The organism is Curvibacter soli (assembly GCF_029211125.1).
GTDB classification, from domain to species: Bacteria; Pseudomonadota; Gammaproteobacteria; order Burkholderiales; family Burkholderiaceae_C; genus Curvibacter_A; species Curvibacter_A soli.
Genome location: NZ_JARGEN010000031.1, coordinates 59,572 through 76,674 on the forward strand (window position 1 = coordinate 59,572; position 17,103 = coordinate 76,674).

The 17,103-nt window shown below is 67.5% G+C and carries 14 protein-coding genes; 7 read left to right on the forward strand and 7 right to left on the reverse strand.

Annotated elements, in window-relative coordinates; genetic code table 11:
- Positions 1-57 precede the first annotated feature (57 nt).
- The 5 genes from PY257_RS07680 to spt all read left to right on the forward strand — a co-directional run bounded on the left by PY257_RS07680 (position 58) and on the right by spt (position 6,824).
- Positions 58-1,371 (forward strand): cytochrome P450, encoded by a 1,314-nt coding sequence (locus PY257_RS07680; RefSeq protein WP_275740589.1) that lies wholly within the window; start codon positions 58-60, stop codon positions 1,369-1,371.
- A 14-nt stretch (positions 1,372-1,385) separates the two neighbouring features.
- Positions 1,386-3,350, forward strand: a complete 1,965-nt coding sequence (locus PY257_RS07685) for a non-ribosomal peptide synthetase (protein WP_275740590.1) — start codon at positions 1,386-1,388, stop codon at positions 3,348-3,350.
- A gap of 208 nt (positions 3,351-3,558) precedes the next feature.
- Positions 3,559-5,358 carry a fatty acyl-AMP ligase gene (locus PY257_RS07690; RefSeq protein ID WP_275740592.1) on the forward strand — a complete coding sequence of 600 codons (1,800 nt, stop codon included), beginning with the start codon at positions 3,559-3,561 and terminating at the stop codon, positions 5,356-5,358.
- A gap of 27 nt (positions 5,359-5,385) precedes the next feature.
- The gene (locus PY257_RS07695; RefSeq protein WP_275740594.1) at positions 5,386-5,646 is read left to right on the forward strand and encodes an acyl carrier protein; all 261 of its coding nucleotides are present in this window, start codon (positions 5,386-5,388) and stop codon (positions 5,644-5,646) included.
- On the forward strand, positions 5,643-6,824 hold the full coding sequence (gene spt, locus PY257_RS07700; protein WP_275740596.1) for a serine palmitoyltransferase: 1,182 nt from the start codon (positions 5,643-5,645) through the stop codon (positions 6,822-6,824). Before PY257_RS07695 ends, spt begins: the two co-directional genes overlap by 4 nt.
- 178 nt (positions 6,825-7,002) lie before the next feature.
- Here the strand turns inward: spt and PY257_RS07705 are convergent, their stop codons facing one another.
- The 7 genes from PY257_RS07705 to PY257_RS07735 form a co-directional block, all read right to left on the reverse strand.
- Positions 7,003-7,965: an NAD(P)H-dependent flavin oxidoreductase gene (locus PY257_RS07705; protein ID WP_275740598.1), complete on the reverse strand. Its 963-nt coding sequence runs from the start codon at positions 7,963-7,965 to the stop codon at positions 7,003-7,005.
- A gap of 93 nt (positions 7,966-8,058) precedes the next feature.
- The gene (locus PY257_RS07710) at positions 8,059-9,897 is read right to left on the reverse strand and encodes an acyl-CoA dehydrogenase (RefSeq protein WP_275740600.1); all 1,839 of its coding nucleotides are present in this window, start codon (positions 9,895-9,897) and stop codon (positions 8,059-8,061) included.
- 49 nt (positions 9,898-9,946) lie between these two features.
- Complete coding sequence (locus PY257_RS07715; RefSeq protein ID WP_275740602.1) at positions 9,947-10,654, reverse strand: ABC transporter substrate-binding protein; 708 nt, start codon at positions 10,652-10,654, stop codon at positions 9,947-9,949.
- 103 nt (positions 10,655-10,757) lie between these two features.
- Positions 10,758-11,690: an electron transfer flavoprotein subunit alpha/FixB family protein gene (locus PY257_RS07720; RefSeq protein ID WP_275740604.1), complete on the reverse strand. Its 933-nt coding sequence runs from the start codon at positions 11,688-11,690 to the stop codon at positions 10,758-10,760.
- Between the two features lie 15 nt (positions 11,691-11,705).
- Positions 11,706-12,455, reverse strand: coding sequence for an electron transfer flavoprotein subunit beta/FixA family protein (locus PY257_RS07725; RefSeq protein ID WP_275740606.1), 750 nt, complete (start codon positions 12,453-12,455; stop codon positions 11,706-11,708).
- Positions 12,456-12,533: 78 nt separating this feature from the next.
- Positions 12,534-13,835 (reverse strand): mechanosensitive ion channel family protein, encoded by a 1,302-nt coding sequence (locus PY257_RS07730; RefSeq protein ID WP_275740608.1) that lies wholly within the window; start codon positions 13,833-13,835, stop codon positions 12,534-12,536.
- 87 nt (positions 13,836-13,922) lie between these two features.
- A complete protein-coding gene (locus tag PY257_RS07735; RefSeq protein ID WP_275740610.1) occupies positions 13,923-14,876 on the reverse strand; it encodes a histone deacetylase family protein in 954 nt (317 codons plus the stop codon).
- Positions 14,877-14,920: 44 nt separating this feature from the next.
- On the opposite strand from PY257_RS07735, the gene PY257_RS07740 reads away from it, so the two are divergent.
- Together PY257_RS07740 and PY257_RS07745 are read left to right on the forward strand one after the other, a co-directional pair.
- Positions 14,921-15,841 carry an AAA family ATPase gene (locus tag PY257_RS07740; protein ID WP_275740612.1) on the forward strand — a complete coding sequence of 307 codons (921 nt, stop codon included), beginning with the start codon at positions 14,921-14,923 and terminating at the stop codon, positions 15,839-15,841.
- Positions 15,842-15,974: 133 nt separating this feature from the next.
- Positions 15,975-16,967 (forward strand): DUF58 domain-containing protein, encoded by a 993-nt coding sequence (locus PY257_RS07745; RefSeq protein WP_275740614.1) that lies wholly within the window; start codon positions 15,975-15,977, stop codon positions 16,965-16,967.
- Positions 16,968-17,103: the final 136 nt, after the last annotated feature.

Sequence of the window (17,103 nt, forward strand, 5' to 3'; positions counted from 1 at the left end):
ATTTGGCGCGCGCATGACATAAAATCGAAACTTCAGCACCAAGGTTAATTTTGGATTATGGCACAGGGAAATTTGGCGCCGGGCCCTAACGAGGGCTACGACCTCGACGCCAATGAAGAAACCTTGCCGGTGCTGCAGCAACTGCGCTCCAGCTATGGTCCCATCTGCCGCGTTCCGTCGCTGACACGCGCGGGCGATGGCCTCGTCCTCCATGATCCCGAAGACATCCGCCGCGTACTGCTGACCAACCGCGGCAACTACGTCAAGGGCGCCGGACTCGAACGTGTCCGCGTGCTGCTCGGGAACGGCCTGATCGTCAGCGACGGCGACCTGTGGGCACGCCAGCGCCGCATGATCCAGCCCGCATTCCAGGGTCAGGCCACCCGCGGCTTCGCCCCAGTGGTACAGCAGGTCAACGCGGATCTGCTCACGCGTTGGAGCGCCCATGCCGACAGCGGCGAACCCATCGACCTGACGCACGAGCTCAGCAGCGTCGCCCTTGAGATCGTGCTGCGTGCGCTGTTCAGCCAGGACTTCGACCGGATGCTCGAGTCCGAAGGCAGAAACCCCTTCGGCCTGCTGACCGAAGAGAGCCGGCGCGACCTGCAGTTCGCCGCACGCTTCCGCGACCTCGCGCGCTTCGTGCGCGCCATCATCGACGTACGTCGCCAGGAAGCGCGCGTCGAATCCGACTGGCTTTCGATGCTGATGCAGGTGCGCGACAAGGCCAGCGGCGAGCCGATGCCCGACCGCGCCCTTCTCGATGAAGTGATGACGCTCATCGTTGCTGGCCATGAGACCACCGGCAGCACGCTCAACTGGACCTGGTACCTGCTGTCCCGGCATCCCGAGGCCGAAGCGGCGCTCCATGCCGCCATCGCACATGCCGCGCCCACCGAAGCCCCGCAGGACCAAGCCCTGACCACACCCTTCGCCTCTACCGACTACGTCGAGCAAGTGCTGCAGGAGGCACTGCGGCTCTACCCGCCGGTGTGGCTCTTCAGTCGCCGTGCGCTGCAGGACGACACCCTGGGCGGCTACCACGTGCCGGCCGGCACCGACATCTTCATTTGTCCCTACCTGTTGCACCGCGACACCGCGCAGTGGGACCGCTCCGAGGAATTCTTGCCGGCGCGCTTCATGCCCGACGCAGCGACGGGGCGGCATCGCTTCGCCTACCTGCCTTTCTCGGCCGGCCCGCGCTTCTGCGTGGGCGCCGGCTTCGCGATGGCGGAGATGGCGACGCACCTGACGATGGTCGCGGAGCGCTTTCGATTGGTTCCTGTCAGCACCGAGCCGGCCGAGGCCGAATTCCAGATCAACCTGCGCACGCGCCATCCCCTGCGGATGCGGCTCGTGTCGCGCCGATAAGCGGCATGCCTTCCATGCGATTCGACACCCTTCACACCATCCTGCCCGCCACCGCGCGCGACGACCGCCAGATCACCCTGATCGAGGGCGACAAGGAGCAGCGCGTACTGAGTTTCCAGCGGCTGCGCCAGCGCGCGCTCGTCGTGCTCGGGGCGCTGCAGCGCCAGTTGATCGGGCCCGGCGACACGGTGATCCTCTGCCTCGGCGACAACGAGCGCTTTCTGGAGATGTTCTGGGCCTGCGTGTTGGGCGGCATCGTCCCGGTACCCCTGGCCCCTGGCGCCACAGATGCGCACCGTCGGAAGCTACTGCGTGTGTTCGCGCAGCTTGGCCCGAAGACATCGGTCTACATCGACACCCCATCGCTGGAGCGCCTCGACGGCTTCGCCACAGCCCAGGGGTTTGCGAAGGAAGCCGCGGCGCTACGCGCCCGCGCCTTGATCCCGGGCGTCCTCGACATCGGCGGCGAACAGGGACAGCCCCTGACGCCGCAGCCGGACGATCTGGCGTTCATCCAGTATTCCTCCGGCTCCACGGGCGAACCCAAAGGCGTGCTGCTGACGCACCGCAACCTGTGCACCAACATCGCATCGATCATCGAGGCCGGGGCGTTTTCGGCCCGCGACGTGGCGCTTAGCTGGATGCCGCTGTCTCACGACATGGGGCTGATCGGCTTCCACCTGAACATGCTGGCCTGCGGCGCCAGCCACGCGATCATGCGAACCGATCTGTTCGCGCGGCGCCCCCTGCTCTGGCTAGAACAGGCCAGCCAACGCCGAGCCACGGTGCTCTGCTCACCGAACTTTGGCTACCAACATTACCTACGGCAGTTCGCGCTCAAGCCGCCACCCCAAGGGCTGAACCTCTCGTCTGTACGGCTGATCTTCAATGGCGCCGAACCCATCTCGGCCGAACTGTGCCGACGTTTCACCGCAGCGTTGGCACCCTACGGCCTCAAGTCGAACGCAATGTTCCCGGTATACGGACTGGCCGAGGCGAGCCTGGCAGTCAGCTTTCCGCTACCGTCGATGACGCTCGAAACCGTCGACCTCGACCGCACGGCCCTGCGCATTGGCGCGCCGGTGCACGTTGTCCCGCATGGCTCGGACCACGCGGCCGAATTCGTCAAGCTGGGCCGCGCCGTGCCCGGCTGCACGGTACGGATTGCGGATGACACAGGCGCTGAACTGAGCGACCGCACAGTCGGCCACGTTCAGATCCGGGGCGATAACGTGTCCAGGGGCTATTTCGGCGACGAGGCAGCCACCACGGCCTCGCGGTCACCCGGGGGATGGCTCGATACCGGGGATCTGGGGTTGCACATCGATGGACAACTTGTCATCACCGGACGGGCCAAGGACCTGATCATCGTCAACGGGCAAAACTACTACCCCGACGATTTGGAACTGATCGCTCAGCAGGTTCCGGGCATCGAGGCCAACCGCGTAGCCGCGGTCGGGGTGCGCGCCACCGGCGAAGACACTGAATCGGTCGCACTTTTCGTGATCCACCGCGGCGAACTGGCGGATTTCGTACCGAAAGTTCGGGCATTGCGGCGCGCGATCAGCCAGCAAACCGACTTGGAACTAACAGAAGTCGTTCCGGTCATGGCCATCCCGAAGACAACAAGCGGCAAACTTCAGCGGTATGCACTTGCTCATGCTTTCAAAGAAGGCGAGTTCGATACAATACGCACAGAATTGGCTGAATGTCTATCAGCGGACGCCGCAACGCCCCCTGCTGGGGGCGGGCAGAAGTCCACGGCCCTGCGCCTCAAGGAGATCTGCGAGCCTTTGATTCCAGACCAGCAGATCACGGTCCAAACCAACCTGCTGGAAATCAACCTCAAATCGCTCACCCTGGCGCGTATTCATGAAGCTATCGAGCGCGAATTTCCCCAGCGGATCGAGGTCACCGATCTTTTCGAGTACCCGACGCTGGAGCAATTGGCGAACTTTCTGGACGAAACCCGAGCCTGACTACTGTGCGCAATAATTATGACGGTTTGAAGTGCGCAGGATTTTTCAATCCTGCAGACCTTGAGTTCCTTCCATAGGGCACGCAGCTAGCGGTTAGCCCGAATCGTACAGTTCCAAGTTTTAGAGTGAAGCAGTGCATGCCCAAAATATTGTGGTCTAGCGTTCTCCTGAGCGTTCAGGAACACGAAAAGCAGGGGGGTGCACAGTGATGGAAGCCACGCTTCTCGGTGCAGTTCCAACGCCGACGATCAGCGGAATTCCGCTGCGCAGTGCCGTCTTCTCCACCCTCACCGAAGCCCTGGACTACGCCGCCACCGGCGAAAGCGGATTCAACTACTACGACGGGCGCGACAAGCTCTCGGCGGTTTTGCCCTACCGCGAGTTGCGTCGGCGCGCCCTCGAAATGTCGCGCCGTCTGGCGCCGATCGGTCGCGGCCAGCGGCTAGCCCTGGTCGCGCACACGCATCCCGACTTCGCCGTGATGTTCTATGCGTGCCAGTACGCCGGGCTTGTGCCCGTGCCACTGCCCGCTGCCGTGCACCTGGGTGGCCGCGACGCCTACGTCCGCCACCTGCGGCAACTGATGCGCGACTGTCAGGCGGTGGCCGCCTTCGCCCCGTCCGAATTCATCGGTTTCCTCAACGAAGCGAGCCAGGGCCTGCCACTGACGCTGTCGGGCACGTTCGAGGACTTCATGCAGTTGGATGCGCAGGCCGATCTGCCGCCGGCCCCGCTGCCAACCGACCTGGCCTACTTGCAGTACACCTCGGGCAGCACGCGCTTCCCGCGCGGCACCATGATCACGCAGGCCGCGGTCATGGCCAATCTCAGCGCCATCTTCAACCATGGCTTCACACTCACTGTGAACGACCGCTTCTGCTCGTGGCTGCCGCATTACCACGACATGGGCCTCGTCGGCATCGTGCTGGGTTGCGTCGCCACGCAGCGCACGGTCGACTACCTGCCAACGCGTGAGTTCGCGATGCGCCCACGCCTGTGGCTCAAGGTCATCTCGCGCAACCGCTGCACGATCTCCTTCAGCCCGCCCTTCGGCTACACGCTGTGCGCGCGTCGCCTGCGCCCTGCGGACATCGAATCGCTCGATCTGTCCTCGTGGCGCGTCGCCGGCGTCGGTGCCGAGATGATCCATCCAGGGTCGCTGCAGCAGGTGGCCGAGATCCTGGCACCCGCCGGCTTCGACGAGCGTGCCTTCCTGCCCTGCTACGGCATGGCCGAGTGCTCGCTGGCGGTCAGTTTCGCACCCGTGGGAAGCGGCCCGCACGCCGACATCATCGATATCGACAGGCTGTCGCGCACTGGTGAGGCGCGACCGCCCATCGAGGGTGAAGCCGCCATGAAAGGCAAGGCCTTCATCAATTGCGGTCGCCCGCTGCCGGGCTTCGAGGTAGAGGTGCGCGGTGATCGGGGCCATGTGCTGCCAGACCGCCGGTGCGGCACGGTGTACCTGCGGAGTGCCAGCGTGATGTCGGGCTACTTCGGCAACCCCGAGGCCTCACACGAGGTATTGTCGGACGACGGTTGGCTGAACACCGGCGACCTGGGCTACTTTGCGGATGGTTCCCTGTTCATCACGGGACGCGCCAAGGACTTGATGATCATCAAGGGACGGAACATCTGGCCACAAGATCTTGAGTATCTAGCCGAGCAGCAGCCCGAAGTGCGCCCGACCGACGCCTCGGCCTTCACGATCACGGACGCGAACGAGAGCGAAACCGCAGTGCTCGTTGTGCAAGTCCGGGAAACCGACCCGGTCAAGCTCGCATCCCTATCGGTGCGCCTGAAGCAATCGATCCACGCCGAATTCGGCATCCATTGCCTGATCGAACTGGTGCCGCCGCACACCTTGCCGCGCACGTCGTCGGGCAAGCTGTCGCGCAGCATGGCGCGCAGTGACTTCCTGAAGCGCTGCGGCGAGGAGCAGCAGTTCGGCTTCGGCAAGGACGACGCGTGCATTTCGCCCCCAACGCCAGTGTCGACCGCGACGTGACCCTGACGACCCCTGACTGAGTGCACCGTGACTGAATTGAATCTGGTAACTATCGAGCATGCCATCCGGGACGCGCTCCATGCGATCCGCCCCGGCAACGCAGACCTGGGCGGCGACGCCGACCTGATGCAGGAAGCCGACCTCGACTCGATCGGCGTGATGGACCTCGTGATGGAGATCGAAGACCGTCTCGATCTGTCAATCCCGGTCGAGACGCTAGCCCAAACCCGCACGATCAACGGGCTCCGCGCTGGCATTAGTCAACTGAGCGGCGGTGGTGCAGCGTGAGTCTTCTCGACAAATTCGGCACCCAGCGCCAGTTGCAGGAGAGTCTGGCCGAAATGGGTGGGGTGGCACCGATCGCGACGCCGATGGATGCGATCCATTCAGCCACCTCCGCCACCATAGGCGGACGTCGCATGATCCTCGCGGGAACCAACAACTACCTCGGCCTGACCTACGACGCGGCCTGCCGCGCAGCCGCCATCGAGGCCATCGAAACACAGGGCACCGGCTCCACCGGCTCGCGCATGGCCAGCGGCAACTACGCCGGTCACCGGGCGCTCGAACGTGCGCTGGCCGATGCCGTCGGCTGGCCGTCCTGCATCGTCTTCTCCACCGGCTACCAAACCAACCTCGGCGTGATCTCCGCGCTGGCCGACACCGGTGACTACCTGCTGGTCGACGCCGACAGCCACGCCAGCATCCACGACGGCTGCCGGCTGAGCAACGCCACCACCATCCGCTTCCGGCACAACGATCCGGAAAACCTCGACCGCCGCCTCGCGCGCATGGGTGACGATGCGCACCGCGCCCTGATCGTTGTCGAGGGCGTTTACAGCACGCTCGGCGACCGTGCGCCGCTGAAGGAAATTACCGAGATCAAGCGCCGCTACGGCGCTTGGCTGCTGGTTGACGAAGCGCACTCTTTCGGCGTCTTCGGCCCGCGCGGCCTCGGACTGTCCGAGGAACTGGGCGTGCTAGATGACGTGGACTTCATCGTCGGCACCTTCTCCAAAAGCCTGGGCGGCGTCGGCGGCTTCTGCATCGGTCGGCATGCAGAACTAGAGTTCCTGCGCATGGTGAGCCGCCCATACATCTTCACGGCGTCATCGTCGCCGCCGTCGATCGCGGCGACGCGCGAAGCGCTGCGCCAGATGCTCGACGGCCATGCGTTGCGCGAACGCCTGCGCCGGCACGCCGAGCGCCTCTATGCCGAAGCGGCGCAGTTGGGCTACCGGCTGGGCACCGCGACGCCCGGCCCGGTGGCGGCCTTGGTCTTCAGCGAGCGCTCTGGCGCGCAGGCACTGTGGCAGTCGTTGCTGGACAACGGCATCTACACCAACCTGATGATTCCGCCCGCCACGCCCGCCGGACTGAGCCTGGTGCGCATCAGCCTCAGCGCCGCGCACAGCGAAGACGACATCGGGCACATCATCGCGGCGCTCGCTAGTGCTCGATGTTAAATTTTCACACGCCCTTCCACGTTTGGAACTGCTCTGCAGTCACTTGAAGTCTTGGGAAACCCGCATGGATATTGGGTTTCTTCAGTTTTCCGGTTGGCTCAACTGCGGTTTTTAGCGTGAATCGGCAAAGGCCCGCCGATGGCGGGCCAGAATGGAACTGCGCGCGGGGCGAAAACCGCTACAAGGCCAGCCACTCGCGCGCCTGCCGATATTCGCGCCGCAGGCGCTCCACCAGCTCCGCCGCGCCGGTCACCTCGTGCACGGCGCCGATGCCCTGGCCGCTGCCCCAGATGTCCTTCCATGCCTTGGCCTTGCTGCCTTCCCCGGTGGCGAAGTTCATCGTGCTCGGATCGCTTTCGGGCAGGTGCGCCGGGTCCAGCCCTGCGGCGCGGATCGACTGCGCCAGGTAGTTGCCGTGCACGCCCGTGAACAGGTTGCTGTAGACGATGTCGTCGGACGTGCCCTCGACGATGGCCTGTTTGTAGGCGTCGCTGGCGCGGGCCTCGTGCGTGGCGATAAAGGCCGAGCCGATGTAGGCGAAGTCCGCGCCCATCGCCTGCGCGGCCAGGATGGCGCCGCCGGTGGCGATGGCGCCCGAGAGCGCCAGCGGGCCGTCGAACCACTGGCGTATCTCCTGCACCAGCGCGAACGGGCTCTTGGTGCCCGCATGGCCGCCCGCGCCCGCGGCCACGGCGATCAGGCCGTCGGCGCCCTTGTCGATGGCCTTGTGCGCGAAGGTGTTGTTGATCACGTCGTGCAGCGTCACGCCGCCCCAGCCGTGCACGGCGTGGTTCACGTCCTCGCGCGCGCCCAGGCTGGTGATGATGATGGGCACCTTGTACTTGGCGCACAGCCCCATGTCCTGCTCCAGCCGGTCATTGCTCTTGTGCACGATCTGGTTGATGGCGAACGGCGCGGCAGGCAGTTCAGGGTGCGCCTTGTCCCAGGCGGCCAGGGTCTCGGTGATCTCGGCCAGCCATTCGTCGAGCTGCGACGCGGGGCGCGCGTTGAGCGCGGGCATGGCGCCGATGACGCCAGCCTGGCATTGGGCAATCACCAGTTGTGGGTTGCTGATGATGAAGAGCGGCGCGGCGATGACCGGCAGTGATCGGTTGCGCAGTACCGGCGGGAGTTGGGACATGGTGTCTCCTGGCGTTTCTCGGAAATAGGTTTATGCCAAAAACGGCTGCGCCGCTTGTCAATCAAGCGACAGCAGCTATTTTTTCAATAGCAATCAGAACGCTTCGAGCGGCAGCGCCGTCACGCTGGCGGCGCCCTCGACGATGCTGTCGCGCAGGCCCGGCGCCTTGGTGAGGATGTGCTCGGCATAGAAGCGCGCGGTGGCGATCTTGGCACGCATGAAGGCCTGGTCGCGGCCCTCGGCCAGCGCCGCCTGCGCGGCCAGCAGCGCGCGCCCCATCTGCCAGCCCGCGACGAGGTTGCCCGCGAGCAGGAGATAGGGCACCGAACCCGCGTAGACCGCATTGGGCTCGGCCTTGGCCTGGCCGGCCATGAAGCCCACCGCGTCCAGGAAGGCCGCGCGGGCGGCCCGCAGGCGCCGCGCAACGGCCTGCGCGTCGGCGCTGCCGCTGGCGGCCAGCTCGGCCTCGGTGGCCTCGATCTGCGCCGCGACCGCGCGGGCGGTCTGGCCACCGTCACGCACGGTCTTGCGGCCCACGAGGTCGTTGGACTGGATCGCCGTCGTGCCTTCGTAGATGGTGAGTATCCTGGCGTCGCGGTAGTGCTGCGCGGCGCCCGTCTGCTCGATGAAGCCCATGCCGCCGTGCACCTGCACGCCCAGCGAGGCGACCTCCTGGCCCACCTCGGTGCTGTAGCCCTTGACCAGCGGCACCAGGAATTCGTAGAACACGGCGTTCTGCCGGCGCGTATCGGCGTCGGGGTGGTGGTGGGCCGCGTCGTAGGCGGCGGCGGCCACGCTGGCCATGGCGCGGCAGCCCTCGGTGTAGGCGCGCATGGTCATGAGCATGCGGCGCACGTCGGGGTGGTGGACGATGGTGGTGCTGCCGGCCACGCTGCCGTCCACGGGACGGCTCTGCACGCGCTCCTTGGCATAGGCCGCGGCCTGCTGGTAGGCGCGCTCGGAAATCGCGACGCCCTGCACGCCCACGGCGTAGCGCGCGGCGTTCATCATGATGAACATGTATTCGAGGCCGCGGTTCTCCTCGCCCACGAGGTAGCCCACGGCACCGGGTCCGGTGCCGTTCACATCCTTCGCCGCCGTTGCGTCGCCGAACTGCAGCACCGCCGTGGGGCTGGCCTTGATGCCGAGCTTGTGCTCGATGGAGACGCAGTGCACGTCGTTGCGCGCGCCCAGGCTGCCGTCGGCGTTGACGAGGAACTTCGGCACCACGAACAGGCTGATGCCCTTCACGCCCTCGGGCGCACCGGCCACGCGGGCGAGCACCAGGTGCACGATGTTCGCGGCCATGTCGTGCTCGCCATAGGTGATGAAGATCTTGGTGCCGAAGATCTTGTAGGTGCCGTCGGGCTGCCCGGATGGACCCGCCTGCGGCTCGGCGCGCGTGCGCACCAGTGCCAGGTCGCTGCCGGCCTGCGGCTCGGTCAGGTTCATGGTGCCGGTCCACTGGCCGCTGATGAGCTTCTCCAGATAGGTGGCCTTGAGTTCGTCGCTGCCGGCGGTGAGCAGCGCCTCGATGGCGCCGTCGGTCAGCAGCGGGCACAGCGCGAAGCTCAGGTTGGCGGCATTGAGTATCTCGCCGCAGGCCGCGCCGATGGTCTTGGGCAAGCCCTGGCCACCGTACTCCACCGGATGCTGCAAGCCCTGCCAGCCGCCTTCGGCGTACTGCTGGAACGCCTGCCTGAACCCCGGCGTGGTGGTGACCACGCCGTCCTTCCACGACGAGGGATTGCGGTCGCCTTCGACGTTGAGCGGCGCGACCACGGCCTCGTTGAACCTGGCGCACTCCTCCAGCACGGCCCGGGCGGTCTCCAGGCCGGCATCCTCGAACCCCGGAATGGCGGCGATGCGGTCGATGCGGGCCAGGTGTTCGATGTTGAACAGCATGTCCTTGACGGGGGCGGAAAAACTCACGGTGGCACTCTCCTGAAAAAATGATGGCGCGCGCGTAGTCCGGGCGCCGCTACTGCCGCAGGCGCCCGGCGGCGTTGACGATGGACATTTCCACGACATGCGCGCCGACGCGCGGGTCGGTACGCAACGACACGGGGTAGCCGCCCGCGTCGAAGCCGTCGAGGCCCTCCATCGCGGCGGTGAAAGCCTCGCGGCTGGCGCGCGGGCCCATGCGGCGCGCGGCCTCGGCGATGACTTTGGCGTTGATGTAGCCCTCCATCATGGCGTAGCTCACGGGCGTGTCGGGCGCCTGCGAACGCGCGATGGCATCGCGCAGTTCCTTGCTCAGGCGCGTGGTGATCTTGTAGGGGTTGGGCACGACCTGGGCGATGGACAGGCCCGCCATGTGCGACTCCGACAGGCGCTTCTGCAGGAACTCCAGGTCGCAGTCGGAGTTGGCGAACAGTTGCGCCGTGCCGCCGTTCATGCGGTACTGCTCGATGAAGCCGCCCGCCGCGGCGCCGTCGGCCAGGATGCTCGTGTTGCGGTTGCCGAAGTAGCCGGCCAGCGCCAGCGGCTTGCTCTCGGCCAGCATCTGCTTCGTGGCCGCGAGCGTGTCGTCGCTGCGCCCGCCGTCGTCCTTGGTGACCAGGGTGATCTGGGCCCCGTTGGCGCCGCCCGCCTTGTTGACCTGCTCGAAGTACAGCCGCATGCCCGCCGCATAGGCGCGGCCCGGGCCGGCGTTGGGGCCGCTCAGCGGCAGGGCCCCGGCGAGCACCAGTTCTCTTCGTCTCCATGGCAGCCACTCTTTCCCGCAACGATCGATGGGCACGAGAGGGCCGGGTGCGCCGGCAGCGGCGCCCCGGCCCGCAAGAGGCGTCTTACAGCGCCTCGATCAGTTCCGGCACGGCCGTGAACAGGTCGGCCTCCAGGCCGTAGTCCGCCACCGCGAAGATCGGGGCTTCCGGGTCCTTGTTGATCGCCACGATCACCTTGGAATCCTTCATGCCGGCCAGATGCTGGATGGCACCGCTGATGCCCACGGCCACGTAGAGTTGAGGGGCGACGATCTTGCCGGTCTGGCCCACCTGCCAGTCGTTGGGGGCGTAGCCCGCATCGACCGCGGCGCGGCTCGCGCCCAGGGCCGCGCCGAGCTTGTCGGCCAGCGGCGTGAGCACTTCGGTGAACTTCTCGCTGCTGCCGAGCGCGCGGCCACCGGAAACGATGATCTTGGCCGCCGTGAGTTCGGGCCGGTCGTTCTTGGCGATTGCGCTGCCGACGAAGCTGCTCTTGCCGCTGTCGGCCACGGCGGCCACCGTTTCGACCGCCGCGCTGCCGCCCGTGGCCGCCGCCGGGTCGAAGCCGGTGGTGCGCACGGTGATGACCTTGGTGGCATCGCCGCTCTGCACGGTGGCGATGGCGTTGCCGGCGTAGATCGGGCGCTCGAAGGTGTCGGGGGAGACGACCTTGATGATGTCGCTGATTTGCGCCACGTCGAGCCTGGCGGCCACGCGCGGGGCGCTGTTCTTGCCGCCGGCGGTGGCCGGGAACAGGATGTGGCTGTAGCCGCCCGCGATGGCGAGCACCTGGGCCGCGACGTTCTCTGCCAGTTCATGGGCCAGGGATGCGCCGTCGGCATGGATGACCTTGGCGACGCCCGCGATCTGCGCGGCGGCCTGCGCCGCCGCGCCGGCGCCGGAGCCGGCCACCAGCACGTGGACTTCGCCGCCCAGCGCCACGGCGGCGCTGACGGTGTTGAGGGTGGCCGGCTTGATGCCGGCGTTGTCGTGTTCTGCGATGACAAGTGCGGTCATGGTGCGGTTTCCTCTTTAAACGACCTTGGCTTCGTTCTTCAGCTTGGCGACCAGCGTGGCCACGTCGGGCACCTTGACGCCCGCGCCGCGCTTGGGCGGCTCGCTGACTTTGAGGGTCTTCAGGCGCGGCGCCGCATCCACGCCGAGATCCGCCGGGGTCACGATGTCGAGCGTCTTCTTCTTGGCCTTCATGATGTTGGGCAGGGTGACGTAGCGCGGCTCGTTCAGGCGCAGGTCGGTGGTGATGACTGCGGGCAGGCTGAGCGACAGGGTTTCGAGGCCGCCATCGATCTCGCGCGTGACCTGCACCTTGCCGTCGGCCAGTTCGACCTTGCTGGCGAAGGTGGCCTGCGGCAGATCGGCCAGGGCGGCGAGCATCTGGCCGGTCTGGTTGGCGTCGTCGTCGATGGCCTGCTTGCCGAGGATGACCAGGCCGGGCTGCTCCTTGTCGACCAGGGCCTTGAGCAGCTTGGCGACGGCCAGGGGCTGCAGTTCCTCGTCGGTCTGGACCAGGATGGCGCGGTCGGCGCCGATGGCCAGCGCCGTGCGCAGGGTTTCCTGGCACTGGGCCACGCCGCAGGAGACGGCGATGACTTCGGTCACCGCGCCCTTCTCCCGCAGGCGCACGGCCTCTTCGACGGCGATCTCGTCGAACGGGTTCATGCTCATCTTGACATTGGCGATGTCCACTCCGCTGCCGTCCGACTTCACCCGGACTTTCACGTTGTAGTCCACCACGCGCTTGACGGGGACCAAGACTTTCATTGCTGCTCCTTGTATGTAGTTGATGGTTGGCTTAGGCGTAAACCTCAGCATTTTATGCGGCGGCCCCGCGGCGCCCCGTCACCGGACGGCAGCGCCGTGCGGCTGCGGCGCCGGCCAGGCGCCTTCGATGCGCAGCACGCGCTGCGGGTAGGCAATGTCCACGCCCGCGGCGCGCAGCCGCTCCAGCATGGCGATGTTGACCGCCGAGCGCACATTGACTTGGCCGTTGGTCGGGTCGGCGATCCAGAAATGGAGCTGGAACTCCAGCCCGTCGGGCGCGAAGTTCAGCAGGTACGCCTGCGGCGCGGGGTCTGCCAGCACGCGCGGCTGGGCGCACGCGGCGTCGCACAGGATCTGCTGCACCTGCGCCACGTCGCTGTCGTAGCCCACGACGATGCCGGTCGTGATGTTGAACTTGCGGTCCGCCTCCACGAGGTTCTCCACGCGCTGGGTGATGAGGGTTTCGTTGGGCACGATGGATTCGCGCCCGTTGCCCGCGCGGATCACGGTATAGCGGGTCTTGATATCGGTGATGCGGCCCTCGAAGCCGTCCACGCGCACGTTGTCGCCGATGCGCAGCGCGCGCTCCAGCAGCACCACGAAGCCGCTGACATAGTTGGCCGCGAGCTTCTGCAGCCCCAGCCCCAGGCCCACGCCGAAGGCGCCGCCGAACACCGACAGCGCCGTCAGGTCCACGCCCACGGCGGACAGCGCGAACAGCAGCCCCACGAACAGCAGCACGGCGCGCGTGGCGTTGACGGCGATCTTGCGCAGCGACAGGTCGGACACCGCGTTGTCGAGCACGCGCTTCTCGATGGCCGCGGAAATCCACAGCGCCACCACCAGCACCAGGCCCGAGGACAGCGCGCCTTCGATCAAGGTGCGCAGCGTGACGGTGGACTTGCCGAACATGAGCGCGATCGCGTCCAGGTCTTCCATCACGGCGGGCAGGATGCCCAGTATCCACAGCACCGCCGCGCCCCAGGCCACCCACGACACCACGCGCTCGACCAGCCGCATGGCGCCCGAACGCGGGAACACCACCGTGAGCACGCGCGCGATGAAGCGGATGACCGCCAGCGACAGCAGCACCGGCACGGCCGCGCTGAGCAGGAACACCGGCTGGTAGCGCACCACCACGGCGCGCGCCGCGTACACCAGCGCCAGCGCGGCCAGCGGGAACAGCACGCCGTCGACGGTGTTGCGCCCGAACCAGACCGAGCCGGCCTCGTGCCGGCGGCCCAGCAGCCGGCACGCGCCCCAAGCCAGGCCCACGACGGCCAGCAGGATCAGCAGCTCCAGCCAGGTCTGCGATTTGTCGAAGTCGCGCAGCAGGCGCTCGAAGATGTCACCCGCCACCTGCGCGTCGCCCAGCGCCATCAGGCCCTCCTGCGCGGCAAGGCGGCGCGAGGTTGAACCGACGGCCCGGCGGGTGTGTCCATTTTCTTCATGCGGCCCCGGTCCGCTTCACAGGTCGGCCAGCACGCGCACGTGGGCTTCCACGCTGCGCGCCAGGGCGTCGAGGTTGTAGCCGCCTTCCAGGCACGAGACGATGCGTCCCTTGGAGAAGCGCCGCGCGATGTCCTTGATGCGCATGGTGATCCAGGCGAAGTCGTTTTCGTTCAGGGCCAGTTGGCCCAGGTCGTCGTCGCGGTGGGCGTCGAAGCCCGCGCTGACGAAGATCATCTCGGGCCGGAAGCGCTCCAGGCGCGGTATCCACGCGGTCTCGATCAGCTCGCGCACGTCCATGCCACGGGTATAGGCCGGCACCGGCAGGTTGAGCATGTTGTCCGCCGGCGATTCGGTGCCGCTGAAGGGGTAGAACGGATGCTGGAAGAAGCTCACCATCAGCGCCCGCTCGTCGCCCGCGAGGATGTCCTCGGTGCCGTTGCCGTGGTGCACGTCGAAGTCGACGATGGCCACGCGATGCAGCCGGTGGCGCTCCAGCGCGTAGCGCGCCGCGATGGCCACGTTGTTCAGGAAGCAAAAGCCCATGGCCTTGTCGCGGCAGGCATGGTGGCCCGGCGGGCGTACCGCGCAGAAGGCGTTTTCCAGCTCGCCCGCCAGCACCGCGTCGGTGGCCGCCAGCGCCGCGCCCGCCGCGCGCAGGGCTGCGTCCCAGGTGTGGATGTTGATGCTGGTGTCGGTGTCGATGGCGTCGTAGGCGGGGCCGCCGGCCTGGATATCCTCGCGCAACTGGTCGCACAGGCCGCGCAGGCCGGCCACGTACATGCGGTCGTGCGCCAGTTCCACGTCGGCCAGCGCCGCGGCGGGGGCTTCGCGGCGCTGCAGCGCGTCGGCCACGCCGGTGACCAGCAGGCGGTCTTCGATGGCATCGAGGCGCTCGGGGCATTCGGGGTGGCCCCGGCCCATTTCATGCTTCCAGCAGTCACGGTGGGTGTAGTAGCCCGTCGTATTCACAGTCGTTGCCCCTTGCCTCTGTTTTTCGGATAACGTCATGCGCCATGCACGCACAAACCAAGATCGCATCCCTGCTGAGCCAGCTTAACACGGTGATCGTGGGCAAACAGGCCCAGGTGCAGGACTGCGTGGCCTGCCTGCTCGCGGGCGGGCACCTGCTGATCGAGGACGTTCCTGGCGTGGGCAAGACCACGCTGGCGCACGCGCTGGCGCGCACCTTCGGGCTGCAGTTCTCGCGCGTGCAGTTCACCGCCGACCTCATGCCCAGCGACCTCACCGGCGTCTCGATCTACGAGCGCGGCAAGGAAGGCTTCGTGTTCCACCCCGGCCCGGTGTTCGCGCAGGTGCTGCTGGCCGACGAGATCAACCGCGCCAGCCCCAAGACGCAGAGCGCGCTGCTCGAAGCCATGGAGGAAAAGCAGGTCACGGTGGAAGGCGAGACGCGGGCCCTGCCCGAGCCCTTCTTCGTGATCGCCACGCAGAACCCGCTGGACCAGTTGGGCACCTTCGCGCTGCCCGAATCGCAGCTCGACCGCTTCCTCATGCGCATCTCGCTGGGCTACCCCGACCGCGCGGCGGAGCGCGAGCTGCTGGCCGGCAGCGACCGCCGCGCGCTGGTCGAAGACATGCTGCCGCTGCTCAGCGCCGAGGACCTGGCCGCGCTGCAGCAGCAGGTGCAGGCCGTGCATGCCGCCGCGCCGCTGCTCGACTACGTGCAGGACCTGATCGCCGCCACGCGCTCGGGCCGCTGGTTCCTGCAGGGCCTGTCGCCGCGCGCGGGCATCGCGCTGGTGCGCGCGGCGCGTGCGCAGGCGCTGATCGCCGGGCGCGACTACGTGGCGCCCGACGACGTGCAGTCCATCCTGCCGCAGGCCGTGGCGCACCGCCTGGTGCCCGTGGGCGATGCCGGGCGCGGCGCGGTGGAGCAGGTGCGCGCGATGATCGAGGCGGTGCCGATACCGTGACCCACCCCCGCAGGTCTCGCGCTACCGCGTGTAGCCCCGGCCCCTCAAGGGGGCGACGCCTGTGGCCGGGCAAAGCCCGCTCCACGGCGTCCGCCGGCCCCCATGGCGCCCTCCCTCCTGCGCTGGACGTGCAATGGCATCCCTGGCTCTCGGCGACCTGAACCCGTTGACGCTGGCCCGGCGACGCTTGCAGCAGTGGTGGCAGTCGCGCCTGCCGTTCACCGACACGCTGGCGCTGACGCAGCGCAACGTCTACATCCTGCCCACGGGCGCGGGGTGGATGCTGGCCCTCACGCTCGCGGTGCTGCTGGTGGCGTCGATCAACTACCAGCTCAACCTGGGCTACCTGCTCACCTTCCTGCTCGCGGGCAGCGCCGCCGTGGGCATGCACATGTGCCACGCCACGCTGCGCGGGCTGGAGCTGCACCTGGCGCCGCCGCAGCCGCAGTTCCTGGGCACGCCCGTGGGGCTGGATATCCGCCTGGCCAGCACGCGCGGCGGCACGCGCTACGGCATCGGCGTGGCGGTGCACGGCGCGGGCCACTGGGCCTGGACCGACGTGCCCGCGCAGGGCAGCGCCAGCCTGCGCATCGCCTTCCAGCCCGCGCGGCGCGGGCTGCAGCACGTGCCCACGCTCACCGTGCAGACGCTCTACCCGCTGGGCACCTTCCGCGTCTGGAGCCTCTGGCGGCCCGCCGCGCAGGTGCTGGTGTACCCCGCGCCCGAGGTCGGCGCCCCGCCGCTGCCGCCGGGCGAGCCGCGCGCGGGCGGCGGCGGCGCGGCGCCTTCGCGCGGTGCGGGCGAATTCGACGGCGTGCGGCCCTACCGGCGCGGCGACCCGCTGAAGCTGGTGGTGTGGAAGCAGGTGGCGCGCGCCGCGGCGCGCGGCAGCGACGATCTGGTAAGCCGCGACGCGCAGCAGGCGCAGCAGCAGGCGCTGTGGCTGGATGCGCAGCGCACGGGCCTGCCCACGCTCGACGGGCGCCTGTCGCGGCTGTGCGCCTGGGTGCTGCAGGCCGACCGGATGGGGCTGGAATACGGGTTGCGGGTGCCGGGCGCGGAGATCGCGCCGGGGGGCGGGGAAGCGCATCGCAGGCGCTGCCTGGAGGCGCTGGCTTTATGCTGAATTATTATACTCCCTGGGAGTATGTATCTTTCTCGCTTAATTTTACTGCGGTGGCGAGTGCCATATGGGGGAGTATTCTGTTTTTACCTGTGTTTTTGGTTTTGATGTGGCTGGCCGGGATGTGCGCCCGGCGGCG